Below are 25974 nucleotides of genomic sequence, written 5' to 3'. Positions count from 1 at the left end.
GATAAATGAAACGTAAAAAATTGATTGTCTTAGGTAGTGTTAATGTTGATCATATTTTAAATGTTCCTAAGTTTCCTAAACCGGGTGAAACATTATCAGGATCAAACTATAAAATTTCTTTCGGTGGTAAGGGGGCAAACCAAGCTGTTGCAGCAGGTCGATTGGGTGCAAATATTCAATTTATTGCTGCTGTCGGAAATGATGAACTAGGTAACAAAATTAAACAGCAGCTTAACAATGATAATATTAATACTTGTTCAGTAGCTTGTATTGAAGGGCAAAATACTGGGGTAGCTTTGATTTTAGTTAATGCACAAGGTGAAAATCAAATTGCTATCCATGCTGGTGCAAATGCACAAGTTACTACAGAATATTTACTTAAATATAAAGAAGATATTATCAATGCTGATGCTATTTTAATGCAATTGGAAACACCGTTGGCAACAATTGAACAAGCAGCAAAATTGGCTAAACAACATCAGACTCAAGTTATTTTAAATCCGGCTCCAGCACAAAAATTATCAGATGATTTACTTAAACACATTGATATTATTACCCCTAATGAAACTGAAGCTGAATACTTAACAGGTATTAAAGTTTTAACGGAAAAAGATGCCGAGCAAGCTGCGATTTTTTTACATAAAAAAGGTATCGAAACGGTTATTATTACTTTAGGCTGTAAAGGTGCCTGGGTAAGTTCTGCACAACAAGGGGCAATCATTGCTGGATTTAAAGTCAAAGCAATTGATACTATTGGTGCAGGTGATACTTTCAATGGTATGTTAGTTACCGCGTTGTTAGAAGGTAAAACTTTAGAACAAGCGATTAAATATGCCCATGCAGCTGGTGCATTATCAGTTACGAAATCGGGAGCTCAAACAGCAGTACCATCTCGAAATGAAGTAGAAGAGTTTCTTGAACAACAAAGTAAATAGGTAGTTTCGACTTGGCAACTATGAAGGATATCGCAAATTTTGCGAAAGTATCGACATCAACTGTCTCTCATGTCATTAATAATGACCGTTATGTTAGTCCAACTATTCGAAAAAAAGTTGAATTGGCAATCAAACAATTAAATTATACACCTTCAGCCATTGCTCGAAGTTTAAAAAGTAATAAAACATTTACTATTGGTATGGTAGTAACAGCAAGTAATAACCCCTTCTTTTCAGAAATAGTGCAGGGCGTTGAGAGATGTTGTTATAGGCTGGGGTATAATTTAATATTATGTCATACCGAAGGTGACCAGCAACGAATGTTAATTAATATTGAACATTTATTACAAAAACGTGTTGATGGTTTACTAACAATGTGTACTGAAACTCAGCCAATCCCACAACAGATATTCACTAAATATCCTAAACTTGCCATAGTTATGGTGGACCGGACACCATTTAGTGCTCTTTATGATATTATAAAGGATCATTCTTTATATGGTGCTACTTTAGCTACCAATTATCTCATTGAACAAAATTATAAAAAGATCGCGTGTATTACTGGGCCATTGAATAATAACCAATCTCAATTGCGTTTAAAAGGCTTTAGAAATGCTCTGCAAGCCGCTAATATAACCATACTTGACGGCTATGAAGTACAAGGGGATTTTCACTTTTCATCTGGCGTGATTGCTATGCAGCAATTATTAGATTTACCGATTCCGCCGGAAGCGGTATTTTGTTTTAATGATGCCATGGCAATTGGTGCTTACCAAACTCTATATCAAAATGGTCTTGAAGTTGGCAAAGATATCGCTATTATTGGTTATGATGATATTGAAATTGCGCAATACATGACTCCTTCTTTGACAACTATCCATCAACCAAAAGAAGAATTAGGCCAGTTAGCAGTCGAAACTTTACTAAATCGTATTCAAAATCCTCAAGAGTCGCGACAAATATTGACTTTAACTCCTACATTAATTAAACGTTTTTCAGCGTAAATAACATCTAATTGATATATTGAGAACAAAAAAAGCGTCCTCCAAAGAAGACGCTTTTAAATAATCCTATAATATGGTTTTAGAGATTTAGACTAACTCATTCCATATTGTTTTAATTTTTTGCGTAGAGTACCACGGTTGATACCAAGCATATTTGCTGCTCGAGTTTGATTGCCACGAGTATATTGCATAACCATATCAAGGAATGGGTGTTCAACTTCAGCTAACACTAATTCATATAGATCAGTAGGATCTTCACCATTTAATTGTGATAAATAGTTTTTTAAAGCTTGTTTTACCGAATCTCGCAAAGGTTTTTGTGTTATTTGGTCTTGTGAGTTTACAGTTGTAAATTTAAGTGCTGCAGCTGTAACGCGTTGTTCTGACATAGTATATTTAACTCTTTTATTTGTTTCTAATTTGACTAAAAAATGCTTTTAGTGTTTTTACTTGCTCACATGAATTGCTAAGTACACTAAATAAGCGCCTGAATTGATCGCTGTCAGCATAGTTCTTGGTATACCAATTTACATGCTTTCTGGCAATCCGTAATCCTTTGTATTCTCCATAGAATTGATAAAGTTCTTCAAGGTGTGTTAACACTATTTGCTCAACTTCATCAATTGACTTATTTTTCTTTAACTGTCCGTGTGTTAAATAGAATGCAATTTCTTCAAATATCCAAGGTCGCCCTTGTGCCGCTCGGCCGATCATTATACCATCAGCTTGCGTATATTTAAAAACATCTTTTGCTTGTTCTGGGGTACAAATATCACCATTTGCAATTACCGGAATAGTTACCTTTTCTTTAACTGCTTTAATGGATTCATATTCAGCCTTTCCATTGAATAAGCATGCACGACTCCGCCCATGAATAGTAATGGCCTTTATGCCACAATCCTGCGCAATTTGTGCGATTTCAATGCAATTTCTATTATTTTTATCCCATCCAGTCCGAGTTTTTAATGTTACTGGTACATCAACAGCACCAACAACTTTCTGCAAAATAGTTTTTATTAGCTCTGGATACTGCATTAAAGCAGAGCCAGCTAATTTTTTATTCACCTTTTTAGCCGGACACCCCATATTGATGTCAATTAACTGAGCTCCATGTTTGACGTTAAATTCAGCCGCTCTCGCCATTTCGTCGGGGTCTGAGCCAACTATTTGAACTGCACGTATACCGACATCATCATTTGAAATCATTCTTAATGCTGATTTATCAGTATGCCAAACATCAGAATTTGCTAAAAACATTTCAGAGACAGTCATTCCAGCACCAAAGCGGTGACATAAATTCCGAAACGGTTTATCACTGATTCCTGCCATTGGAGCAGCAATCAGATTATTTTTTAAATTGACCTTGCCGATACTAAGCGAATTAAGGCCGGCTATATTACGCATTTTTTCTCGAAGTTAAAAGGGGTAATGTTAATTTTTTATAATTTTTTACCGGTTATACGGCACCATTCATCCTGTTCAATAACCGGATCAAGGACAAACTCAGTTTGATATGCTTCACATACGCTTTGCGATTGATTCGCTAAAATTCCAGATAGTCCAAGTTCTCCTGATGGCTTTACTAATTTACTAATCTGGGGTTTAAGTTCTTTCAACGGGCCGGCCAAAATGTTAGCTACTACCACATCCGCTTGTAAATTATCGGGAATATCTTTTGCCAAATAAAGCTCAATCTTTTCACTTACTTTGTTACGTTCAGCATTGTCACAACTTGCTTGGATTGCTTGAGGATCAATATCAATGCCTATAACTCTTGCTGCACCTAATTTTAACGCCGCAATGGCTAAAATACCTGAACCACATCCATAATCGATCACAATTTTGTTATTAAGATCGAGACTGTCTAGCCAAGTTAAGCATAAAGCTGTCGTAGGATGAGTACCTGTACCGAAGGCTAAACCTGGATCTAACATTACATTAACCGCATTGGGATCGGGTATTTCACGCCAGCTGGGGCAGATCCACAATCGTTTACCAAATTGCATTGGATGGAAATTATCCATCCATTCTCGTTCCCAGTCTTTATCTTCCAATTGTTCGATTTTATAAGAATATTGCTCAAGATTTAAAATTGATTTTAACTCGTCAATATCTGTTTCAGCATCATATAATCCGACAACATCGGTATTCCCCCAAAGTTTTGTTTCACCAGGTAAAGGTTCAAAAACAGGGTTATCAAAAGTATCTTGAAAAGTGACTGACACTGCCCCTGATTCTTCTAATTGTTCGCTAATACTTTCAGCTAAATCACTAGTTGTGTTAATTCTGAGTTGAATCCAAGGCATAATATTTTCCCGTCTGGCCAAAATGATTGGCAATAATAAATATAACTAATCCAATAAGTAATGATGGCACTATTGGATGGAAAGCATAAATTTTAATGTTATAAACAGCAAGTAATGTGTAGCTTATAGCACCAGCAAACATCGAGCAAAAAGCACCTGTTGAATTAGCTTTTTTCCAATATAATCCTAGTACTAGAGGCCATAAGAATACTGCTTCAAGTCCACCAAAAGCTAATAAATTAAGCCATATGATCATTTTTGGTGGGTTCCATGCAGCGACAATTAATAAACCACCAAAAATAAAGGTGATGATAATTGATATGCGAGTAAGCATTTTATCACTAAATTTAGTATTTGGTCTCATCGTTAAGAACAGGTCTTTAATAATTACAGATGAAACTTGTAATAATTGTGCATTAATGGTGGACATAATTGCTGATAATGGTGCTGCCAAAAAAATTCCTGCGGCTAAAGGAGGTAAAACCTTTATAATTAATGTTGGTACAATTTGGTCTGGAATGGTTAAATCACTTATTATTGCTCTTCCAAGTGCGCCAGATAGATGCATTGTTAACATGATGATTGTCACAACAGCAGTACCAATAATAATGCCTTGATGAACAGCCTTACTATCTTTATAAGCCATACAACGAACAGCGGTATGAGGTAAACCAACAACTCCAAAACAGACTAAAACCCAGAATGATGCCATAAATGGAAAGTCCATAAAATTGTCAGGGCCTTGAGGTGTTAATAAAGCAGGATCGATCTGATTTAAACGATCAACTATATTTGTAATGCCACCGCCAGCATAAATAATGGCAACTAATAACAAAATGGCGCCAATCATCATTACCAACCCTTGAAATGCATCATTTAATATGCTGGCTCTAAATCCGCCAAAAGCTGTGTAAATTACGGTACCAATACCAAAAATAAGTAATCCTATATCATAGGGAATACCTACAGATGATTGTAGTAATCGGGCTCCACCGACAAATTGTACGGTCATAGCACCAATAAAAGCCGCAATAAGCGCAATACTGGCAAAACATACAATTAGTTTGCTTTTATAATGAGAATAGAGCATATCACTTAGCGTTATTGCATTGTATTTACGCGCTAAAATTGCGAATTTTTTGCCAAGAATACCAAGTGATAATAATACGGTAGGAACTTGAATCATCGACAACAGAACCCAACCGAGACCATATTTATAAGCAGCACCTGGACCACCGATAAAAGAACTGGCACTAATATAAGTTGCAGCTAAAGTCATTGCCAGTAAAAAACCGCCCATAGTCCGATTACCAATAAAATAATCAGTAAATTGGTTTACTTTTTTTCGTTTTGCATATGCATAAATTGATAATGCAAATACAAATATAAGATAAATAACAAGAGGAAGAATAATATCTAATTGCACGGTTTAATGACCTATTCTAGTGAAATATTTTTAAATTGTTTTTTTACTATAACAAAACACAACAAGATAAAACCCAATGGTACAAATATACAGGATAGTTCAAACCATAATGGTAAACCCAAAAATCCGGTTTGATTTTTGACAATATAAGCAGTAATTACCCATGCAGCGAAGTAAATGATAGTCAGTAGCAATGAAAGTTTTGCTTCTTTATTAGCTTGCTTGTAACGAGTATCCATAATAAATAAATGGTTAAGTTATCTGGGGTGGCTTAGAGTAAAAGAAAGTAGTTAACTTAGCAAGTATATTGCAATTTATGCAACATAATATTCTAAATATATCAATTTCCGCAATTATGCTTTTACGGTATAGTGCATACAACTTAATTATCAGAAATTCAACTCATGGAGAGAATAATGTCAAATTATTTTAATACACTAAATTTACGCGAAAAATTAGAACAATTAGGTCAATGTCGTTTTATGGCGCGCGATGAATTTGCATCAGAAGCTAATTTTTTAAAAGGTAAAAAAATTGTCATCGTAGGTTGTGGTGCACAAGGTCTTAACCAAGGGCTAAATATGCGTGATTCTGGTTTAGATATTGCTTATGCATTACGTAAAGAAGCTATTGATGAAAAAAGAGCATCATGGAAAAAAGCTACTGAGAATGGTTTTAAAGTAGGAACTTATGAAGAATTAATCCCAACAGCTGATTTGGTTATCAACCTTACTCCAGATAAACAACATTCTGCTGTGGTACAAGCAGTACAACCATTAATGAAAAAAGATGCGGCATTAGGTTACTCACATGGTTTTAATATCGTTGAAGTTGGTGAAAAAATCCGACCAGATATTACTGTCGTTATGGTTGCGCCAAAATGTCCAGGAACAGAAGTTCGTGAAGAATATAAACGTGGATTTGGTGTACCAACCTTGATCGCTGTACATCCAGAAAACGATCCGAAAGGTGAAGGTCTAGCAATTGCTAAGGCATGGGCGGCAGCAACAGGTGGTCATCGTGCCGGTGTGTTACAATCTTCTTTTGTTGCTGAAGTTAAATCAGATCTAATGGGTGAACAAACTATTTTATGTGGTATGTTACAAACTGGATCATTACTTTGCTTTGATAAATTGGTTGCTGATGGCGTAGATCCAGCATATGCGTGTAAATTATTACAATTTGGTTGGGAAACGATCACTGAAGCATTAAAACAAGGTGGTATTACCTTAATGATGGATCGTTTATCAAATCCAGCTAAGTTACGCGCTAATGCGTTAGCTAAAGAATTAAAAGTAATTATGACCGATCTTTATCGTAAACATATGGATGACATTATTTCTGGTGAGTTTTCATCTACTATGATGAAAGATTGGGCTAACGATGATGTTAACTTATTGAAATGGCGTAAAGAAACAGGTGAAACTGCATTTGAAAAAGCGGCAGAATACCAAGGTAAGATTGATGAACAAGCTTATTTCGATCAAGGAGTTGTAATGGTTGCTATGGTTAAAGCTGGTGTTGAACTAGCATTTGAAACCATGCTTGAGTCTGGAATTTTACCTGAATCGGCTTATTATGAATCATTACACGAATTACCACTTATCGCAAATACTATTGCCCGTAAACGTCTGTATGAAATGAATGTTGTTATTTCAGATACCGCTGAATATGGTAACTATTTATTTGCTAATGCAGCTGTACCATTGTTAAAAGAGAAATTTATGCCAATGTTACAAGCTGGTGATTTAGGGAAAGCAATCCCTGAAGGAAGTGTTGATAACGCACAACTACGTGATGTTAATGAAGCTATTCGTCATCATCCAATCGAAGTTATTGGACGTAAACTTCGTAGCTATATGACTGATATGAAACGTATTAATGTTGCAAGTTAATTCTATTAACTGATTATAAAAAGGTGCTAAATAGCACCTTTTTTTATGCTAAAAATTTGTTATTTATAATTATATATACATGCTATTTTCATTAAAATTAAATTTGATTCGAAAGGATCATTAAGATCTAAATTTAGATCTAACTTAGATCATTTTGATCTTGAGTGGATCGACATAAAATTTTTAAAAATTAAATAATTAAAATTTTCTTATTTTAAATTTTTATTTATTTTTTATATAAATTATGATATATTTTGTTCAAATTTAGTTCAATTTGAAAGGATGAAATATCAATGAAAATGGCTTTTCGACCAACAGACAGCTGGCGTTGGTATTTTGATAATGAATATGATAGTTTAATGCTTGAAATTTCATCAGAAATGCTATTTCGTTGTAATTATGCTAGCAAAATATTAATTCCAGATGTATTTAATGAGTTTTCTTTTTCAGTTGATGATGCAACAGCTTATTACCAGTTTTATGATAGCTGTCAATCGTTGGCGTTAACTGACTCTCAAAAAATTGAATTATCCATTAATGCAATTGTTGCAGCAAATTTTTTAAAGCCACAAATGCCTAAAAGCTGGTATTTTTCTCAACAGCCAATGTTTTACCAACCTAAAGTAGCTGATGTTGTTAGCGTAAATATGCAAGAGAATGGCCAAAAAGTATGTTTATTAGTTGTTGAAGCGGGTGAAAACGCCTCACTTTGTATTATTGCACAACCAACATTTGTAGCGATGAATAAAACTTTTTATTTTTCAGAAGCAATCAAAGTGATGAATGACAGATTAGCTTTAGTTAACTCATTAGCAAAAACAGAAAATTCAGTAGTTTCTGAGAATGAGCAATTAGCATTAAAAGCTATTTCTTAATTAATATAATTTTATTCTAAATGAGTAGCAAGTTTCTACTCATTTATTAATCTATTCTCTTTTAACTTAACAATTCCGTTTAATAAAATAATTTTACTTTCAATTTAATATTATTGAGAAAAGTTTAAATCGCTGCGTTTACTACGATTCAAAATTAGTCTCAGTTCAGCTGAGCTATGACCTTGTTTGGCTGCTTTTTCAAGTAAATCTACCCCTATTTCATACAATGTTGTATGTTCAATAAACATTGAACCTACTTTGTACTGGGCCTCCATATCACCATTATCTAATGCACGTTGTAATTGAGGATCTTGTTTTAATTTATTTAAAGCAATACAACTTCCCCATGTATATCCATCTTGTTCATCGAAACAGTATCTTTGATGCCAGTAAATTGCTTTGTCATAATTTTGAGTTACATAATCGCCTTTCATATACATTTCGGATAATGTTTGTTTAGATGAAAAACTACCCGCATTTGCAGCCGCTTCTAACCAATAAATTTTTTGATCAAGATTTGAATCATCGTCATACTTGAAAGCAATCTTTTCCATGATTTTAGGACTTTTAACATAATTCACGTACTTGATATAATTTTTCAATATTTCTGCATCTTTTTCGGAGGTAAAAAGCTCTGTTTTAGGATATAAATCAGCTATATGAAGGAATAATTGAGGATTGTTATCAGCAACATGTGAATAGAAATAAATTGCAGCTAAATACTTGTGATGTGATTCACACCATTTAGCAATGGCAATGGCTATTTCAGGATCAAGTGTATCTTTATCAAATTTTTCTAATAAAGTGTAAAATTCTCGATTTTCTGAAAGCTTGAACTGTAACTGATACATTTCACATGCTCGTGAAGACGCTAGTGAGCAAGCTTGATTAAAATACATCAAAGCTTTACTTAGCTTTACTTCGTTTACATAATATTTGCTCAAATAAAGTAGGGATTTTATATTGCCTCGAGAAGCTTTCTCTTGAATATTTTCTAAGGTATCTTTATCAATTATTTTGTTTTCATGTTTATAATCTTCGTCACTAAAACTGTATTTATTATCTAATAAATCCTCAATTAGCTTTTCAATTTTAGCGTAAGCAATAAAATAGGATAAAGATGGATCATCAATGTCTGTTGCATTAGCAAATTGTTGCAATGCGCTTGTTGGATCAATCTGTGGGGAGGTAAGATACTCTTGCCCAATTAAAAATGATGCATATTGATTAACATTTATCTCATTATCTGTTTTTAAACATTCAATTAAATTAATGACATAACCGTATGGTATTTTATCTGAATCTTTTAAATCTATTAATAATCTAACTGCGTTTAAATCACCATTCAGGATTGCTATTCGAATTAGTGATAATCCTTTATCCACTAATTTAGGTTTAATAAAATAATTTATGTCTGCATAATCTACTTTTTTACATCTATATGATAAGGAGTCATTATATTCTTTTTCCTCATCATATTCGTTATAGTAGATATCTTCGGTCAAAACAAAATGATCCTTCCAACTAGACACCAACTCATTAATTTTGTAAAGTTTTTTACAATTTTTTAAGCTAAAATTATGCGCTAATTCGATATAATTCATACCTAATTGTGAAAGGGTACTGAGGTTTGTTGTATTGCCTTCATTTAGTTCTTTAAGAATTTTAGCTTCTTTTCCTTCCTTTATATCATCAAACACCATTTTATAATGATCCAAAGAAAATACAGCTGTAGAAAGCGAACAGAGAAATATAAATAAAAATAATTTTCTAAACATCCATGATAACCTTTTATCTTTCTTATAATTTTAATAAATTTTACGTCCTGCAATAAAAGTTATTTTCATTTTACCAATTCTATCGTGATATCCCCTTTAGGTATACAACTACAAGCAAGAATATGTTTATTTTGTTTGACCGCTGATTGAGTTAAAGATTTTACATTTCCTTTTTTTAATAATACTGAGCAACGGCCACATACGCCAGCTCGACAAGAATTAGGGAGTGAAATATGATGTTGTTCGAGTTGTTCTAAAATTGTTTGCTGATTATTACCGACAATTTTTTTATCTTCGAATGTAATTGTACAAAGTTGAGAGTCTTTTGTTGTTTGTTTAGGGAAGTTTTTTATGTAATTTTTAGCAGGTTGCCGCTCAAGTATCTCAATGTTATCGCCAATAGATACACTGCCATGATTGCGAGCAATCATATTTATGCCAAAATCGATTTTCCCTTCTAAATCAGCTCTAAAGTAACCTAAAGTTCTTAAAGGTTCATTATTCGGTAATGCTTTGGCCGAATTAACATTGAAGGTGGTTAGTACACAACGGGTACAAGGTTTAACGATATCAAAAATTACTTCGCCTATTTTAATCGTTTTCCATCCATCTTCAGCAAACGGAAGAGCACCATCAATAATAATATTGCCACGAAATTGCTGAATATCCAATGTTTCAGGACATTGCTGTTGCAGATAATTGAATGAAGCTTGATTTAATAATAAATAGGGATAACCATCGGCAAAACTTACCGGTACGTCTGGGTAGCGTTTAGTTCTTCTGGTTAGTTGTTTGCCTATCCAGCGCATTTGTACATCTTTTTCGAGAATATGACTAAAAAATTGATTAACTTTTATTGGTGCAATATGTGAGGTGAAGTGATTTCCCCAGACCTCTGTGGCTTCATTGCTTAATGAAAACTCATCAAAATCAATAGTTATTGATTGGTTAGTTGGCAGCGAAACCCTTATTTTATTATTTTGTAAAGTAGTTTTAAGTTTTAAAAGTACTGGATATTGTCTAGCCGTAATAAAGGTGCCATCTGGTTCACTTATCATCAAAATACGGTCATATTCAAAACCACCATCAATACTATTGGCGGCTGTTAATGCTATACCTTGCATCGATTTAATAGGATAGATAAATAGTTGGTTAACTTTGATCATTATGTTTAAAAACTTAAATTTATTATTAAATAAAATTATATAGCCAATTTCTTATAGTGGGAGAATAATATGGTAAATTATTTTGGTTTGCTTAATCATCTTATTTTTTTATAACTGATATCAACAATAACATAATATGTTTTACCATTTGGTGTTAAAACTGATATTTCATCATCAATTTTATGACCTATTAAGGCTCTAGCAACAGGACTATTAATTGATATCCAATTTTTTTTCGGATCAAATTCATCAGCACCAACAATACGATAAATATGTAATTCTCCAGATTCATCTTCAAGTTTTACCCATGCGCCAAAAAAAACCTTACCTTCTTGACGTGGATCTGGATCAACGATGGTTAGCGTCTCTAAACGTTTAGTTAGAAAACGAACTCGTCTATCAATTTCGCGTAACCTTCTTTTTCCATAAATGTATTCGGCATTTTCACTACGATCACCGAGTGCTGCGGCATCAGATACTGCTTGAGTTACTCTAGGTCTTTCTTCTTTCCATAAATATTTCAACTCACGATCGAGTGCCAAGTAGCCTTCTCTTGTTATATAATTAGCTTTTTGCATGATGAATATAAATTCCGTTAATCGACAAGATATACAGAGATACCATGATAAATAATCAAATAAGCCATATTATAGCGGGTGAATTAACCGTAAAACCAGAACAAGTTTTAGCTGCCATTCAATTATTAGATGATGGCAGTACCGTGCCATTTATTGCTCGATATCGTAAAGAGGTAACGGGAGGACTGGATGATACTCAGTTACGTACTTTAGATAGCCGTTTAAGTTATTTGCGAGAACTTGAAGATCGTAAACAAACGATTTTAAAATCAATTGAGGAACAAGGTAAATTAACCTCTGAATTAAGTCAAAAAATTACCAATACCCTTAGTAAGACCGAATTAGAAGATCTCTATCTCCCTTATAAACCAAAACGTCGTACTCGTGGGCAAATTGCAATCGAAGCAGGTCTTGAACCACTTGCTGATGATTTATGGCAACGCCCGGATCTCAATCCAGAAGCAGAAGCTGAAAAATATATTGATCCAGAAAAAGGTGTAGCTGATACTAAATCAGCATTAGATGGTGCTCGTTATATTTTAATGGAGCGCTTTGCCGAAGACGCCGCTTTACTAGCTAAAGTTCGTCATTATCTTTGGAATAATGCCCACCTTGTTTCTCAAGTTATTACCGGTAAAGAGGAAGAAGGTGCTAAATTTAGAGATTATTTTGCCCAAAGTGAACTTATTTCCAAAGTACCATCACATCGAGCTTTAGCGATGTTCCGTGGTCGAAATGAAGGATTTTTACAGTTATCATTAAATGCTGATCCACAGTTTGAAGAAGCACCTAAAGAGAGTTATTGCGAGCAGATTGTTACTGAACATTTAGGTGTGCGCTTCAACGATCAGCCAGCTGATAAGTGGCGAAAAGCAGTGATCAACTGGACATGGCGCATTAAAATCTTAATGCATATGGAAACTGAACTTATGACTACGCTGCGAGAACGAGCTGAAGAAGAAGCTATCAACGTTTTTGCGGCTAACCTTCATGATATGTTAATGGCCGCACCGGCTGGTATGAAAGTTACCATGGGTATGGATCCGGGTTTACGTACCGGTGTTAAAATTGCTGTTGTTGATGGAACAGGAAAATTAGTTGCTACCGAAACTATTTATCCACACACCGGTCAGGCGGATAAAGCGGCAATGGTTGTTGCGGCGTTATGTATAAAATATAAAGTTGAACTTGTCGCAATCGGTAATGGTACGGCTTCACGAGAGACAGAACGTTTTTATCTTGATGTACAAAAGAAATATCCAGAAGTAAAAGGTCAAAAAGTGATTGTAAGTGAAGCTGGTGCATCTGTTTATTCGGCTTCAGAACTTGCTGCACAAGAGTTTCCTGATTTAGATGTATCAATTCGGGGAGCAGTTTCAATCGCTCGACGCTTACAAGATCCATTAGCTGAATTAGTGAAAATTGATCCAAAATCGATAGGTGTTGGTCAATATCAACATGATGTAAGTCAAACTCAATTAGCTAAAAAACTTGATGCAGTAGTTGAAGATGGGGTAAATGCGGTAGGGGTTAACTTAAATACAGCCTCTATGATGTTACTTGCTCGTATTGCTGGCCTTAATAAAGTGATCGCCCAAAATATTGTCGATTGGCGTAACCAAAATGGTCAATTTACTGATAGAAAACAATTATTAAAAGTGTCACGATTAGGTCCCAAAGCTTTTGAACAATGCGCCGGTTTTTTAAGAATTATGGAAGGTGCAAATCCGCTTGATGCATCAGCGGTTCATCCGGAGGCCTATCCTGTTGTTGAAAGGATTTTAGAAAAAAATCATAAAGCCTTAAAAGATATTTTAGGTGATTCGAATTATCTTAAATCACTAAAAGCTATCGATTATGTTGATGGCCATTTTGGTGTGCCGACAGTAACTGATATTATTAAAGAATTAGATAAACCAGGACGAGATCCAAGGCCTGAATTTAAAACAGCGCAATTTGCCGATAACATTGAAACAATGGAAGACCTAAAAATCGGTATGGTTATGGAAGGGGCTGTAACTAATGTGACAAATTTTGGTGCTTTTGTTGATATCGGTGTGCATCAAGATGGTCTAGTTCATATTTCAGCATTATCAGATCGATTTGTTGATGATCCGCGAAGCATTGTAAAAGCAGGCGATATTGTTAAAGTGAAAGTAATAGAAGTTGATATTGCCCGAAAACGTATTGCTTTATCAATGCGTTTAGATGATACAGCTACGCCGAAACAAGATAGTAGCAGATCGGCTAACAATAAGGTATCTAATAAAAATCAATCTGCTGCAACGCTGACTAACAGTGCTATGGGTAATGCATTTGCTGCCGCATTTAAAAAAGGCAAGTGATTATATATCAAATTAAAAAGAGGGGGAATTATCCCCTTTTTGATTATTGAGATATAACTTAATTAATATCATTACTTTTAAATTCTTCAATGAATTAGTATTAATAAACGGAAAATAATTTTTTTTTACTATTCCCTTATCAAAGTATAATCATATATAATAATACTATTACTAAATTTGAATTAATTAGTAACTGTTTTCAAATTCAGTTTCTTTATTGAGTCTTACCTTTACAGCTTTTCCAAATTTTGTCTGATGTTCTTATTTTACAAGTTTTAAAATTTAGGATGTTACGATTTAAGTCTTAAACAACAAACAAATTGTTGTAGTCAAATTATTTTGTTCGAGCCGTATATTAGATATGGATGAATTTCTGTTAGAAAAATAACGATTTTAATTGTCTTAGCTCTGATATTAACGGGTAACAATTTTTGAACAACTTATAAAAATTGTTAATTCACTAATGCTTCAAATCAATAATCTTATTCGAATAGGCGGAGAAGTTTATGAGTAGAGGAGTAGCGATGAATAATTGTACTGTTGTTTTAAAAAAAATTTTTTTGAAATTATTTTTCAAAAAGAGATTATTGCTATTAATGTTATTGATTTTTTCCAATAATCTATTTGCAATTTTATCATTATCCGTGACTACGCAAATGTATATTCATGGTAATGCTCCTGAAATTAAAATGTCAGGTAGTACAAAAGCGCTTAATGGTATTCAACTAAAATTGCAGGTACCAAATAATGCTCCTCTAGTTATTACCCCAGGTTCGTCTAATGAAATATCTGTTGCCTATGATACCTCACCCAGCATGTATTCATTTGATGTTGATTTTTCAGCCATGAACGATGATGATATTATTGATGTTGATGGTGATTATTTGGGAAGTAGCAAAAATTTTAAAGTGGATAGTGTAACAGCTGAATGGCGTGATAGTAAAAATAATATAATTTCTTCTGATTCAACAGCTCCATTAGGTAGTAATATTTGTAATTCAGCTACTTATAAAGGTGATTCAACACTAAAACTTACTTTTAGTATTTCTGCTAAAACTCAGTATGGTGTTCCAACTGAATCTCAGCCTAAAGAAGTTTCCAAAATATTTACCGTAAAAGCTAACGATGGTATTTGTTTTATAAGACCTGGCGTTTTAGCAGTTAACACCCTTTATCCAACTGGCTGGCCGGAAGGCAATAATAATGCATGGTGGGGGAGTAACGTTGTTAATCGAGCCGATCCTTATGATCCAAATCAATTTGTTAAAGGTACTGGTTTTATAGCCTCGGCTGTTGATGCTTCCGGTAATCATTTCCCAAGCACTGCATTTCCATATGCTCGCTTCAGAATTGTGCCAGTTAATTCGATATCACAATATACATACAAAATACTTAAAAATCCAAATTCATCCCTAAAAAATGTACCACGCAGTTCGGTTGCAGACTCAAAAAGTGAATTTATCTTTACTAATAATGTTCCTAGTAAAGGAGATAAATTTGTAATTCAACTTACCAACACGCAAACAAACGCAACCTTCTTCTATCAATTCTCGATACAACATTGGTTTTATGTACATAAAGGCAATCTTGGCTTCATCTCTTTCAATAATGCGGAAACCTTATGCCGAAACAGTGGTGACCGCTTACCAACGCGAGCAGAACTAACTAATTCACCTCTTGCTTATGATAATAACACTAATACCGAATGGTATCTCCAAGGAAATGGATATAAACGTGCTATTGGCAATAGTTTAATGGGAGAGTGGGGTAAAATTTTCTATTATGCGCCAATAAATGGTGACTTGCGCGATATGATGGCTGGTATCAGTGATTCTGATTACGAAAAATTATTTAATTATGATTTTTATTTCACCAATGAATTGACTTCTGTGGTTGACTCCGATGGATTTATCCATCGCTATAGTGTAGGAAATTCTGAGGGTAATGTCATTGTCGAACCAGATAATGCCTATACAATGTGTACCAAATATTAATTAAAATTGATGATTTGCTAAAGTTGGTAAAAAATATTACCAACTTTCAGCAAGTTTATTTTGTCAGGAAGGATAATTATGCTTATCAGTCGTTTCGTATTGATTAAAGATAATTATTTTTGCATTTGCAATATGACTACCATCACAATTACCGGTTAGCAAGTACCTGTAAATAATCCGACCTTATAATTAATGTGACTATAAAGATATTATAAATAAACACTCGGCAAAGTAATATTCTGCAATCCATAATGTTTTAATTCAGCAGCAAAAGATTCGATTTGCTGTTGTGTTGCCAATGGCCATGTTTTGGCTACGCCATGTACGCCGTGATTGTGGAATGCATTTATTCTGACTTTAATTTCTGGATTGAGTGTTATTAGAAAATTAGCAAGTTGTTTAGCACTGTTTTGCAAATCAGTATGCTCGGGAATCACTAAAAATCTGACTTCATATAGTTTTTCTATTTTGGCTAGATATTCAATGGTCTGTTTGACGCGATCATTATCCCGACCTGTGAGTTTTTTATGAACTTGAGTATCCCAAGCTTTTAGATCGATCATCGCACCGTCCATAACCTTTTCAACTTTTTGCCAGCCAGTTTCAGCTAAGTAACCATTACTATCAATAAAACAAGTCAGGTGTTTTAAATCATCTGCTTGTTTAATTACTCGAAATAATTTTTCAATAAAAGGTAATTGTAATGTCGCTTCACCACCGCTAATTGTAATGCCATTTAGAAAAGGTAAGTATTTACGAATTTCGAGTAGAATATCTTCAACATTGTAGTTATAGGTCATTGGTGTGGATTGATAACTACAAGTATTAATACAGGTATCACATTGCTGGCAATTTGAAGATTGCCAAATCACTTTGTTATTGATAAATGTTAATGCTTGATGTGGACAGGTAGTAACGCAATCACCACAATTCTTACACCGTGAAATGGTGTAAGGATTATGGCAATTTAAACATTTAAAATTACAACCTTGTAAAAAAATGACTAACCGGTTTCCCGGTCCGTCAACACAAGAAAAGGGTAAAAGTTTATTAACGATTGCCCATGACTTGTTCATGACTAATTACTCGAGGTGTTCGGCATAAGTAACTATTGTTATCGGTATCTTCGGCTGCTTCACTACCTAAAAATGTGGTATTAATTCGTGAACCTTCTTGTTTATATTTTTTGATATCTGACAATCTCACCATATAGCCAGTTACACGGACCAGATCATTGCCACTGATATTAGCGGTAAATTCACGAAAACCAAATTTAAATGCCGCCTTACAAATCTGTACTAAGGCTAATGGGTTATTTTTAATCGTTTCATCAATGGTTAAAATATCACTAATGCCAGAGGTATAATACTTATGGTGTTTGAATAATGCCATAATATGGGTTACTGGATCTGGTTCATGACCATAAGGAATACGTAAACCTGGCGTAGCGCCTCTATCTGAACTGATGCCAGATTGAGCATGTAACATTGCTTTACCTTTCCAAGCATGCTTAATTGTATGGCTGTCAATAAAGTCAGCTAGCTGTTTAGAAATGGTTGTTGCCAATTCATTCGCATCTTCGTCAACACCATAACGTCCGGTTAAGTTAGATTTTTCTTGTAAAATATTGACTGCTTCAGCCATGGCATAAATACCGAACATTGGTGCAAATCGGGTAGCGTCAATTAATCCTTCCTTCACTAAAAAACTATTTTGGAAGAAATTAGATTTTTCATAAAGGAATTCCGATCTTGCTTTGATCAAATTTAATTGCAATTGACAATAATAAGGTAAAGTATTTTGTAAAAAGTCGGTGATACTTCTACTTTTTAACGCAACCTCTTTTAAATTGATTCTTGATAAAGTGCTACCACCACCAGCCACAGGAAGAGAGTTATAACAACTCACAACACCATAACCTTTTTCATCAAAATCTTTTTTAATCATCATATTATTAGCAATATGTGGTTTTGCTGTTTCACAAATGTTTCCAATTGCGGTATTTAGTAAAGATTCTGGTGTGATATCTTCATCATAAATAAAAGTTAAATTAGGGGCAACTTGTTTAAGTTCGCGATCAACACGTAAAATAACCCGACAGATCACATTATCGGTTGGCCCAATATTGGCATGCATAAATGCATCAGGAAGATTGCGATCCAGCATAATCCAAAAACGCTTTAATCGTGGATAAAGTTCTTCTTCTGTCAAATCACCAACATAAGGAAGTAACACTTGATCTAAACAGCCTAAATAAACCGGCATACCAGTGACCGAAGGTACGTGATGATAAGCAATAGTGAGCATATTTAATGCATCATCAAAGGTTTTTGCTGGTTCGAGTTCTAAGTATTCAGATCCTTGTTTAAGAAATTTTGCATAATCAGGTAACACATAACGAGGTTTATACGGTGCATGTCCTTCGTACATATCACAAATTACCCGTTCATTGAGCGCATTTTGCGTTTCACTATCTAAATCAACATAAGGTAAATTATTTTCTGCGGCTAATGCGAGAAGGTTCGCTTTTTGTTTGGGTGACAAATTGGCATCGGTCACTATATCGTAACAATTTTTTTGAAATTCTGTCATGTTCATAAATACCTCTATATTACCTATATGCTGAAAGCAAAGATTAAATCTTTATGTCTAATCATTTAGTTATTAGCACTGAGAATTATGATTATCAGTGCCATTAGTTTTTATATTTCTGTTTTAAAACGTGAAATTATTTTTCTAAAATAAAATTAGACGGTTGATAATCGGCTGCATTAATTGGTGAATGCGCTTCAAAATATTGTTTTACTGCGTCCGCATCTCGATAACCTGTATCTACATAAGTTGGCGAGTTGTTGACGATAGGGTAACCATCTCCTCCAGCGGCTAAAAAGTCTAATGTTGCGATTCGATATGATTTTTGCAAATCAATTGGTTCATTATTAATTTTAATGTCGCTGATAGTATCGCTAGTTTTAGTTAGGCTAATATTTTTTAAATGAGTATAACCACCCGAACCCGGTTTTTTACCTAATGCAACCTTAAGATAATCGATTAATTCATTACCCGTTAATTCAAAGTAAACAACACTATTACCAAATGGTTCAACTTTCAAAATATCACGATAAGTAATATCGCCTTCTATAAGTGAGTCACGGATCATACCTCCGGACATAATACCAATATCGGCATTTGTCTTTTCAATAAAGGCGCTAAGTAATAATTGTCCCATATTACTTTGTTGATATCTAACTACGTTACGATCGCCCTCTAAACGACCGGTTAACTCACCGCTTTTAATGAGTAATTGTTGTTTACCTTGTTCTTGATAAGGTTTTAGTGTTTCCAACAGTTTTTTATTCTGTTCGATTTCACTGGTGTAATATTCAAGACGTTTGGTATCGTTACCGTTATCAACTTCTTTTTTCAAATTAATTGGAATTAACTGATAATTTTTGAGGCTAATTTTACCATTTAAGAATACGAAGTCAGCACGACCAACATATTTCCCCCATTCATGAGCTTGAACAATCCACGTACCATTTTGTTGATCTGGAGCACAAGGTGTTCCTGGGACATATTCGGTAATACGTTTGTTAGGACTAGCCATACATACTGGGTTTTGTGAGTGGCCACCGACGATCATATCTAATTCACCAGCTTTTAATCCTCGGGCTAGTTCAACATCACCTGGAGCCATTGAACCATGCTCACCATTTTCATAATGCCCCATATGAGTAACCGCAATAATCATATCTGGACGTTCATTGCTTTTAATTTGGCTAATGACTTTTTCCGCTTCTGGTAGTGTTTTACGAAATTCAACACCATCGGTATTTTTAGGCGAAGCAAGGAAAATAGTGTCATCAGTAGTTAAACCAAATACTGCAACTTTAATACCATTTAAATCAAATATTTTATAGGCATCAAAAACACGATTATCGGTATTTTTGAAGTAAGTATTTGCTGATAAAAATGGAAAATGAGCCCATTTTTGTTGTTCACGAATAATCGCTAACGGATGATCAAATTCGTGATTACCTACTGCCATTGCATCATAGCCAATTTCATTCATACCAATAAAATCGGGCTTTGCTTGTAACACATCGGATTCAGGAACACCAGTATTAATGTCTCCGCCAGAAAGCAGAAGTAATTTTCCGCCTTTTTCTGCTACTTCTTTTCTTATTTGGTCAACAACTGTTTTTTGTGCTGCTAACCCATATTCACCAATATCATTTTGCCAAAAACGGCCATGATGATCGTTAGTATGTAAAATAGTAAAAGAATAGGACTTGTCTTTTTCCCAAGCAGGTGCCGTAGACTGTTTGGTAGCAACAGCTGCGAATGAATTGACTGAAAACAAACTTAAAATAACAAGTAGTGACAGTTTTTTGTTTAATTTTAAACGATGCATGATGTCTCCTGAATCCGTATTTATTAAAGCTATTCCGTAATTACTTTAAAAATTAATTGTGGCTGTTCAGCGCTATCACTAATAGTAATATTGTCATATAGTTTTTGTTTTATTGTATCAATACGATCACTACTTGCGTGAATAGTTAACAGTGTTTCACCTACTTCAACTTTATCACCTACTTTTTTATGTAGTACGATACCAACAGCAGGATCGATAACATCTTCTTTAGTTGCTCGACCTGCACCCAGTTGCATCGCTGCAATACCAATTTGGTCAGCAATAATGCGTGATACATAACCTGCTTTTTGCGCTGGTAGATCAATTTGGTAAGGCGCATTAGCTAATTTCTCCGGATGATCAACCACTGAACTATCACCACCTTGAGCTTCAATTAATGTTTTGAATTTTTCAATGGCCTTACCATTTTTAATCACTTCTTGTAGTTTTTCTCTTGCTTCATCTAGTGTTTCAGCTTTATTCGCTAACACCACCATTTGACTGCCAAGTGTTAATACCAGTTCAGTTAAATCAGCAGGACCATGGCCGTTTAATGTATCTATGGCTTCTTTAACTTCTAACGCATTACCAATCGCATAACCTAAAGGTTGAGACATATCAGAGATAATCGCCATGGTTCTACGACCAATTTGATTACCAATATTAACCATTTCATGAGCTAATTTTTCTGAGTCTTCCATGGTCTTCATTAAAGCACCGTCACCTGTTTTAACGTCTAAAACAATAGCATCTGCACCAGCTGCGAGTTTTTTACTCATAATTGAGCTAGCAATAAGAGGAATAGAGTTAACCGTACCTGTTACGTCACGTAATGAATAAAGTTTTTTATCGGCAGGGGTTAGGTTGCCGGATTGACCAATAACAGCGACACCTTTTTGATTAACTTGATCAATAAATTCTTGTTTATCTAATTCAATTTTAAAACCCGGTACTGTTTCAAATTTATCAGTCGTTCCACCAGTATGGCCTAATCCACGACCTGACATTTTAGCTACTGGAATATCTAATGCAGCAACTAATGGTGCTAACACTAAAGTAGTTGTATCACCCACACCACCGGTTGAATGTTTATCAACTTTAATGCCTTTAATTGATGATAGATCAACGGTATCACCTGAATACATCATCGCACTAGTTAAATCAGCACACTCTTTTGAAGTCATGCCTTGATAATAAATCGCCATAAGTAAGGCACTGACTTGATAATCAGGAATAGAACCATTGGTATAGTTAGTTATAAAAAATTGAATCTCTTCGGTTGTTAAAGCATTACCATCACGTTTTTTTTCAATAATATCTACAAATCTCATTACACTTCTCTCTTAATATTAATAAAGCAAATTAGTATTATATTCTTCTCATCCAAAATTTGGACTGATGAGTGAGCTGATCTTGGTTAACTATCATCAATCGCTATTTTTCTTTTTCAATATGTTAAATTATATTGTTCAACAATAAAATTAATCTAAATCACTTTGTGAAAAACACCAAGGCAACAATTCACCAACAGTGGTTTCTTGGATTTTCCCTTGCATATTGATCAAAATCACTGGCATATCTTTAGCACAAAGCTCAATAATTATTTTACGACAAGCAACATAAGTTGAGATTGGTTCTTTAGTATAATCAGTCACAACAATCCCATAGGAAGTATTTTCAATGTTACAACCTAAAATTGCTTCGTCATCTTCGATTATTAATACCACACCTACTTGAAATTTAGGATAGGGTACATAAGCCTTAAAGTGAGCTATTTTTGCTTGTTCGATTAATTATTCAATTTGCATAGTCATAATCCTTGTCATCATCAAGATGTTATTGTTTTTTAGATTGTAAATTTATTGGTGCTTGTAAATTAAGTTGATAGACACCAAAGCCTAAATTATCTTTTTCAACAAACTTAGTTGGATACAATGAATATGTTTCGATATAGGTTTTAGCTTCATCAGTTGGTGATGATTCGAAACGAATATCCAATTTAGTTTGGCTGGTAATTGGTGCAATTCGCCAGTTATTATCAACAGTTACATCAACTTGTCCCTGTTTTTTAGTGTAATTAGTAATGTAAGCTGAAAGAATAACTCTTAAATCATCCGGTGAATTAAATTTAACATTTTTACCACCTGTACCAGGGAATGCACCGGTATAAGCACGATAGTTGTTAGTAGCAATTAAAAATGCTTGATTTGGATCAATTGTTTTTTGTTGATAGGTTAAGTTTATAATACGTTCTGATTCAGGATTAATTAATTGACAACTACCATCGTAACGTGCTGGTTTAGTGATATCAATTTCATAACTTACGCCATCGATAGTATCAAAATTATAAGTTCTAAATTTATCCCAATTAATCAAATATTGTGGTTTTGAGGAATTGATGTCAATTTGATTATAAACACCAGCCGAACATTCCAACCACTCTTTAACCTCTTTTCCAGTAATTTTTACGGCAGATAAAATATTAGGATAAAGATAGATATCGGCTGCATTCCTAAATGATAAATCACCTTTTTTCACATCAACATAAGCTGTAGGATCATTTTTGCGACCGCCAGCTTTAAATGGTGCAATAGCCGATAAAATTGGTAACCCATCTAGATCAGGATCACCTTGAACAAATTGTTTTACATAATCAATTTGGGCATCGCTAATAATCTGTAAAGCAGATGTATCTTCGATTAAGGCTAAATAACTATTGATATCCGTTGATACCTTACCAATTGGCTTACCAACAAATTCACGGGTACCTTCATGATCATCTTTTAATACCTTGGTTATATTTTTATCTGCATCAACTAGTGCTTTTTTATTTTTACTATCGAAGATAGGGCGGGCTTGTGATTTACCAGAAACTACTTTCCAGTTAGATTTGTCTCCCTCAATCACTAAATCGACTACCCCTAAATGGCTTCCCCATTGTCCGGGCATCACTGCAGGAATATTGTTAATATTTCCGGTATTAATATCGGTATTAGGTAGCGATTTAAAATCCTCACTTGGGAATACGCCATGAGAATGGCCAAACATAATGGCATTAATACCTTCAACTTGAGTTAAATAATAAACAGAGTTTTCAGCTAATGCTTTATAAGGTTCCGCAGAAACACCGGAGTGAGGAATAGCAACGATGATATCAGCGCCTTGCTCTTTCATTTCTGGTACTAATTTTTTGGCGGTTTCAGTGATATCTTTAACTATCACTTTACCTTCCAAATTAAGTTTATCCCATTGCATAATTTGTGGTGGTACAAACCCAATATAACCAATTTTTATAGAGTGTTGCTTACCCTCTCTATCAACCACTTTTTTATCTAAAATAATATATTGCTTAAAGAAAGGCTTATTGCTCTTTGCATCATAAACATTGGCATTAACATAAGGAAAATTTGCCCCTGCTAGACTTTTTTGTAAAAAATCCAAACCAAAATTAAATTCATGATTACCAATATTACCAACAACATAATCAAGGGTATTAAGGGCTTTGTAAACTGGATGAATATCACCTTTATTTAGTCCTTTATTAAGCGCATAGTCAGCCATTGGACTGCCTTGAATCAGATCACCATTATCAACTAATACGCTATTTTTTACCTCTTCCCTCGCTTGATGAATTAAATTGGCTGTTTTAGCTAAACCAAAGGTATCAATATACTGATCTTTAAAATAATCGTAATTCATCATATTGCCGTGCAGATCAGTCGTTTCAATAATTCTTAAATCAACCGTTGCAGCTTGCAGTGTTCCAGAAATTAATAGGGTCAGTAGGCTTAGGGATAATCGAGTTTTATTCATATTTATTTCCTATTTTTCTGATATGGTTATCCATTAACATGTTGTAATAATAAATCTTGGTATTTTTTTAATCTGGCAATAATAGCCGGATGATACTGCTTAGCATTAATTGCTTGTTGTAAAGATTGCTTATCATTGTCGTTAAAACAAGATAGAACCTCCTTGAGTAAACGTGATTTTTCGTTAGACTCAACGAATGCGGCATCAATTCCACAAAGGGTAATATCAAATAATTCCAAACGTGAAAAATGAAACGCTTGCTCGGCTAGCTGATACTCTTTTTCGATATCGGTACCAAAAATACCAGCATCATCGGTATTAAGGGTAATTCTTACCCCTTTATCATAAAGTTGTCGAATTGGGTGATTATGAATATCACCATGTAAATTATTGACTAAAATACGATTACTGGTAAGAGCTATTTCTAACGTGATTTCATTATCAACTAATTGTTTAATCAAGCTATCATCTTCAATTGCCGCGATACCGTGTCCGATTCGATTTGCACCATGTTTTAAGGCTTGAATAATACTTTCAGCCGAATCAATTTCACCTGCATGGTAGGATTTTTTTAAATTTAATTTTTCAGCAAGTTGATGAGCTTTTTCAAAATCATCAAAATGCCCAGCTTTTTCATTACCTGCAATATTAAATCCAGTAATAAATGGATGCGGATTATTTTCGATAAATTGCAATGTATCGTATACTACATCGGCGCCAAGATGGCGTACACCAATAACATGATATCGTACGGTTATATTATGCTCTTTTTGAACATCTATGATTGCTTTATCCATTTGATTTAGTGTTTGTTGAAATCTTGCTTGATCCCAAACAACTTTACCTTGGTTTTCTGTTGCACAAATATGATAAGGTGACAAAAATAATTCGCAATAAATTAACCCTTGTTTAGCATTTCTACTTAAAAAGTCATAGGTAATTAGGTAATAATCGTCAGGACTTTTAACAAAGTTAGAAACAGTATCATAGGTTTGGATAAATGAAACAAAGTCAGATTCATCATAATTATATCGACCATTTTTATACTCGATCTCATTATAATCGCCGATTTGATAACACAATGAATCAGGAAAAGGTAAATGATTTTTATCGGCTAGTTTTTTAGCCATAAAGGGAGTAATACTGCCTTCTACATGCTCATGAAGTATAACTTTTGGGATTATTTGTTTATTCATCTAGTTCTAATCTGTTCAATTATGCTTATAGGGCACTTGTAATAGTCATATTTCGGTAATTGATTTAAGTAATAAAAGCCGAATTGAAGCCCTATTTACAAGCGTTTTATTCTACCTTGATAAGACACTTATTTTCCATACATTTTGTGTGACTTATCAAATTTCTGTGAGGCTGGTAACATTTTAGCCTAGTTAAGAATTAGGCAACTATTTAACGGTTGCCTAATTGTTGATGTTATCAAGTTATTA

The 25974-nt window shown here is 34.1% G+C and carries 20 protein-coding genes and 1 pseudogene; 6 read left to right on the top strand and 15 right to left on the bottom strand.

Going from position 1 to position 25974, the window contains the following annotated elements; all coding sequences use genetic code 11:
• The first annotated feature begins 5 nt into the window (after positions 1 to 5).
• Together rbsK and H3T54_RS07655 are read left to right on the top strand one after the other, a co-directional pair.
• Entirely contained in the window at positions 6 to 935 is a 930-nt protein-coding gene (rbsK, locus tag H3T54_RS07660; RefSeq protein ID WP_198221839.1) for a ribokinase, read from the top strand.
• 11 nt (positions 936 to 946) lie between these two features.
• Positions 947 to 1939 carry a substrate-binding domain-containing protein gene (locus tag H3T54_RS07655; protein WP_198199179.1) on the top strand — a complete coding sequence of 331 codons (993 nt, stop codon included), beginning with the start codon at positions 947 to 949 and terminating at the stop codon, positions 1937 to 1939.
• A 92-nt stretch (positions 1940 to 2031) separates the two neighbouring features.
• Here the strand turns inward: H3T54_RS07655 and fis are convergent, their stop codons facing one another.
• From fis to H3T54_RS07630, 5 genes are read right to left on the bottom strand one after another with little or no spacing between them, the layout of a single operon-like run.
• Positions 2032 to 2328 carry a DNA-binding transcriptional regulator Fis gene (gene fis / locus H3T54_RS07650; protein WP_034883623.1) on the bottom strand — a complete coding sequence of 99 codons (297 nt, stop codon included), beginning with the start codon at positions 2326 to 2328 and terminating at the stop codon, positions 2032 to 2034.
• Between the two features lie 16 nt (positions 2329 to 2344).
• The gene (gene dusB / locus H3T54_RS07645; RefSeq protein WP_110448279.1) at positions 2345 to 3343 is read right to left on the bottom strand and encodes a tRNA dihydrouridine synthase DusB; all 999 of its coding nucleotides are present in this window, start codon (positions 3341 to 3343) and stop codon (positions 2345 to 2347) included.
• 35 nt (positions 3344 to 3378) lie between these two features.
• Positions 3379 to 4245, bottom strand: coding sequence for a 50S ribosomal protein L11 methyltransferase (gene prmA, locus H3T54_RS07640; RefSeq protein ID WP_198221837.1), 867 nt, complete (start codon positions 4243 to 4245; stop codon positions 3379 to 3381).
• Entirely contained in the window at positions 4220 to 5671 is a 1452-nt protein-coding gene (panF, locus tag H3T54_RS07635) for a sodium/pantothenate symporter (RefSeq protein ID WP_198221835.1), read from the bottom strand. The genes prmA and panF overlap by 26 nt, the downstream gene beginning before the upstream one ends.
• Positions 5672 to 5682: 11 nt before the next feature.
• The gene (locus tag H3T54_RS07630; protein WP_110448276.1) at positions 5683 to 5910 is read right to left on the bottom strand and encodes a YhdT family protein; all 228 of its coding nucleotides are present in this window, start codon (positions 5908 to 5910) and stop codon (positions 5683 to 5685) included.
• Positions 5911 to 6087: 177 nt separating this feature from the next.
• Here H3T54_RS07630 and ilvC point away from each other — a divergent pair, with 177 nt between their 5' ends.
• Together ilvC and H3T54_RS07620 are read left to right on the top strand one after the other, a co-directional pair.
• A complete protein-coding gene (ilvC, locus tag H3T54_RS07625; RefSeq protein WP_065614117.1) occupies positions 6088 to 7566 on the top strand; it encodes a ketol-acid reductoisomerase in 1479 nt (492 codons plus the stop codon).
• A 293-nt stretch (positions 7567 to 7859) separates the two neighbouring features.
• Complete coding sequence (locus H3T54_RS07620; protein WP_198221833.1) at positions 7860 to 8441, top strand: cell division protein ZapC; 582 nt, start codon at positions 7860 to 7862, stop codon at positions 8439 to 8441.
• Positions 8442 to 8551: 110 nt separating this feature from the next.
• On the opposite strand, the gene H3T54_RS07615 is transcribed toward H3T54_RS07620, so the two are convergent.
• The 3 genes from H3T54_RS07615 to greB form a co-directional block, all read right to left on the bottom strand.
• Positions 8552 to 10219, bottom strand: a complete 1668-nt coding sequence (locus H3T54_RS07615; protein WP_198221831.1) for a tetratricopeptide repeat protein — start codon at positions 10217 to 10219, stop codon at positions 8552 to 8554.
• Between the two features lie 65 nt (positions 10220 to 10284).
• Positions 10285 to 11385, bottom strand: a complete 1101-nt coding sequence (locus tag H3T54_RS07610; RefSeq protein ID WP_198221829.1) for a YcbX family protein — start codon at positions 11383 to 11385, stop codon at positions 10285 to 10287.
• A gap of 95 nt (positions 11386 to 11480) precedes the next feature.
• A complete protein-coding gene (greB, locus tag H3T54_RS07605) occupies positions 11481 to 11963 on the bottom strand; it encodes a transcription elongation factor GreB (RefSeq protein ID WP_198221827.1) in 483 nt (160 codons plus the stop codon).
• A gap of 44 nt (positions 11964 to 12007) precedes the next feature.
• On the opposite strand from greB, the pseudogene H3T54_RS07600 reads away from it, so the two are divergent.
• Positions 12008 to 14173, top strand: a pseudogene (locus H3T54_RS07600) (Tex family protein); the annotation flags it as partial.
• 641 nt (positions 14174 to 14814) lie between these two features.
• Entirely contained in the window at positions 14815 to 16302 is a 1488-nt protein-coding gene (locus H3T54_RS07595) for a hypothetical protein (protein WP_198221823.1), read from the top strand.
• 209 nt (positions 16303 to 16511) lie between these two features.
• Here H3T54_RS07595 and H3T54_RS07590 read toward each other — a convergent pair whose 3' ends face one another.
• The 7 genes from H3T54_RS07590 to add form a co-directional block, all read right to left on the bottom strand.
• Positions 16512 to 17378, bottom strand: a complete 867-nt coding sequence (locus tag H3T54_RS07590) for a YjjW family glycine radical enzyme activase (RefSeq protein WP_198199197.1) — start codon at positions 17376 to 17378, stop codon at positions 16512 to 16514.
• Complete coding sequence (locus H3T54_RS07585; RefSeq protein WP_198221821.1) at positions 17353 to 18900, bottom strand: YjjI family glycine radical enzyme; 1548 nt, start codon at positions 18898 to 18900, stop codon at positions 17353 to 17355. The genes H3T54_RS07590 and H3T54_RS07585 overlap by 26 nt, the downstream gene beginning before the upstream one ends.
• A gap of 130 nt (positions 18901 to 19030) precedes the next feature.
• The gene (ushA, locus tag H3T54_RS07580; RefSeq protein ID WP_198221819.1) at positions 19031 to 20716 is read right to left on the bottom strand and encodes a bifunctional UDP-sugar hydrolase/5'-nucleotidase UshA; all 1686 of its coding nucleotides are present in this window, start codon (positions 20714 to 20716) and stop codon (positions 19031 to 19033) included.
• A gap of 29 nt (positions 20717 to 20745) precedes the next feature.
• Positions 20746 to 22047, bottom strand: a complete 1302-nt coding sequence (locus H3T54_RS07575; RefSeq protein ID WP_198221817.1) for a pyrimidine-nucleoside phosphorylase — start codon at positions 22045 to 22047, stop codon at positions 20746 to 20748.
• Positions 22048 to 22197: 150 nt separating this feature from the next.
• On the bottom strand, positions 22198 to 22443 hold the full coding sequence (locus H3T54_RS07570; protein WP_232351538.1) for a hypothetical protein: 246 nt from the start codon (positions 22441 to 22443) through the stop codon (positions 22198 to 22200).
• A 109-nt stretch (positions 22444 to 22552) separates the two neighbouring features.
• The gene (locus tag H3T54_RS07565; RefSeq protein WP_198221815.1) at positions 22553 to 24529 is read right to left on the bottom strand and encodes a bifunctional 2',3'-cyclic-nucleotide 2'-phosphodiesterase/3'-nucleotidase; all 1977 of its coding nucleotides are present in this window, start codon (positions 24527 to 24529) and stop codon (positions 22553 to 22555) included.
• Between the two features lie 26 nt (positions 24530 to 24555).
• Positions 24556 to 25725, bottom strand: a complete 1170-nt coding sequence (gene add, locus H3T54_RS07560) for an adenosine deaminase (RefSeq protein WP_198221813.1) — start codon at positions 25723 to 25725, stop codon at positions 24556 to 24558.
• Positions 25726 to 25974 lie beyond the last annotated feature (249 nt).

Origin of the sequence: Gilliamella sp. B14384G10 (genome assembly GCF_016101685.1) — a bacterium.
Lineage (GTDB): Bacteria > Pseudomonadota > Gammaproteobacteria > Enterobacterales > Orbaceae > Gilliamella > Gilliamella apis_A.
Note: the sequence above shows the minus strand (reverse complement) of the source record. Positions and strands in the feature narration are given on the sequence as shown.

What these genes read in the sequence shown, in the direction of transcription:
- rbsK (WP_198221839.1), top strand. Translation starts at nt 6, where the DNA reads ATGAAACGTAAAAAATTGATTGTCTTAGGTAGTGTTAATGTTGATCAT.
- ilvC (WP_065614117.1), top strand. Translation starts at nt 6,088, where the DNA reads ATGTCAAATTATTTTAATACACTAAATTTACGCGAAAAATTAGAACAA.
- fis (WP_034883623.1), bottom strand. Translation starts at nt 2,328, where the DNA reads ATGTCAGAACAACGCGTTACAGCTGCAGCACTTAAATTTACAACTGTA.
- dusB (WP_110448279.1), bottom strand. Translation starts at nt 3,343, where the DNA reads ATGCGTAATATAGCCGGCCTTAATTCGCTTAGTATCGGCAAGGTCAAT.
- H3T54_RS07590 (WP_198199197.1), bottom strand. Translation starts at nt 17,378, where the DNA reads ATGAACAAGTCATGGGCAATCGTTAATAAACTTTTACCCTTTTCTTGT.
- H3T54_RS07565 (WP_198221815.1), bottom strand. Translation starts at nt 24,529, where the DNA reads ATGAATAAAACTCGATTATCCCTAAGCCTACTGACCCTATTAATTTCT.
- add (WP_198221813.1), bottom strand. Translation starts at nt 25,725, where the DNA reads ATGAATAAACAAATAATCCCAAAAGTTATACTTCATGAGCATGTAGAA.
- H3T54_RS07630 (WP_110448276.1), bottom strand. Translation starts at nt 5,910, where the DNA reads ATGGATACTCGTTACAAGCAAGCTAATAAAGAAGCAAAACTTTCATTG.
- H3T54_RS07575 (WP_198221817.1), bottom strand. Translation starts at nt 22,047, where the DNA reads ATGAGATTTGTAGATATTATTGAAAAAAAACGTGATGGTAATGCTTTA.
- prmA (WP_198221837.1), bottom strand. Translation starts at nt 4,245, where the DNA reads ATGCCTTGGATTCAACTCAGAATTAACACAACTAGTGATTTAGCTGAA.
- H3T54_RS07610 (WP_198221829.1), bottom strand. Translation starts at nt 11,385, where the DNA reads ATGATCAAAGTTAACCAACTATTTATCTATCCTATTAAATCGATGCAA.
- H3T54_RS07615 (WP_198221831.1), bottom strand. Translation starts at nt 10,219, where the DNA reads ATGTTTAGAAAATTATTTTTATTTATATTTCTCTGTTCGCTTTCTACA.
- H3T54_RS07620 (WP_198221833.1), top strand. Translation starts at nt 7,860, where the DNA reads ATGAAAATGGCTTTTCGACCAACAGACAGCTGGCGTTGGTATTTTGAT.
- greB (WP_198221827.1), bottom strand. Translation starts at nt 11,963, where the DNA reads ATGCAAAAAGCTAATTATATAACAAGAGAAGGCTACTTGGCACTCGAT.
- H3T54_RS07585 (WP_198221821.1), bottom strand. Translation starts at nt 18,900, where the DNA reads ATGAACATGACAGAATTTCAAAAAAATTGTTACGATATAGTGACCGAT.
- H3T54_RS07595 (WP_198221823.1), top strand. Translation starts at nt 14,815, where the DNA reads ATGAGTAGAGGAGTAGCGATGAATAATTGTACTGTTGTTTTAAAAAAA.
- ushA (WP_198221819.1), bottom strand. Translation starts at nt 20,716, where the DNA reads ATGCATCGTTTAAAATTAAACAAAAAACTGTCACTACTTGTTATTTTA.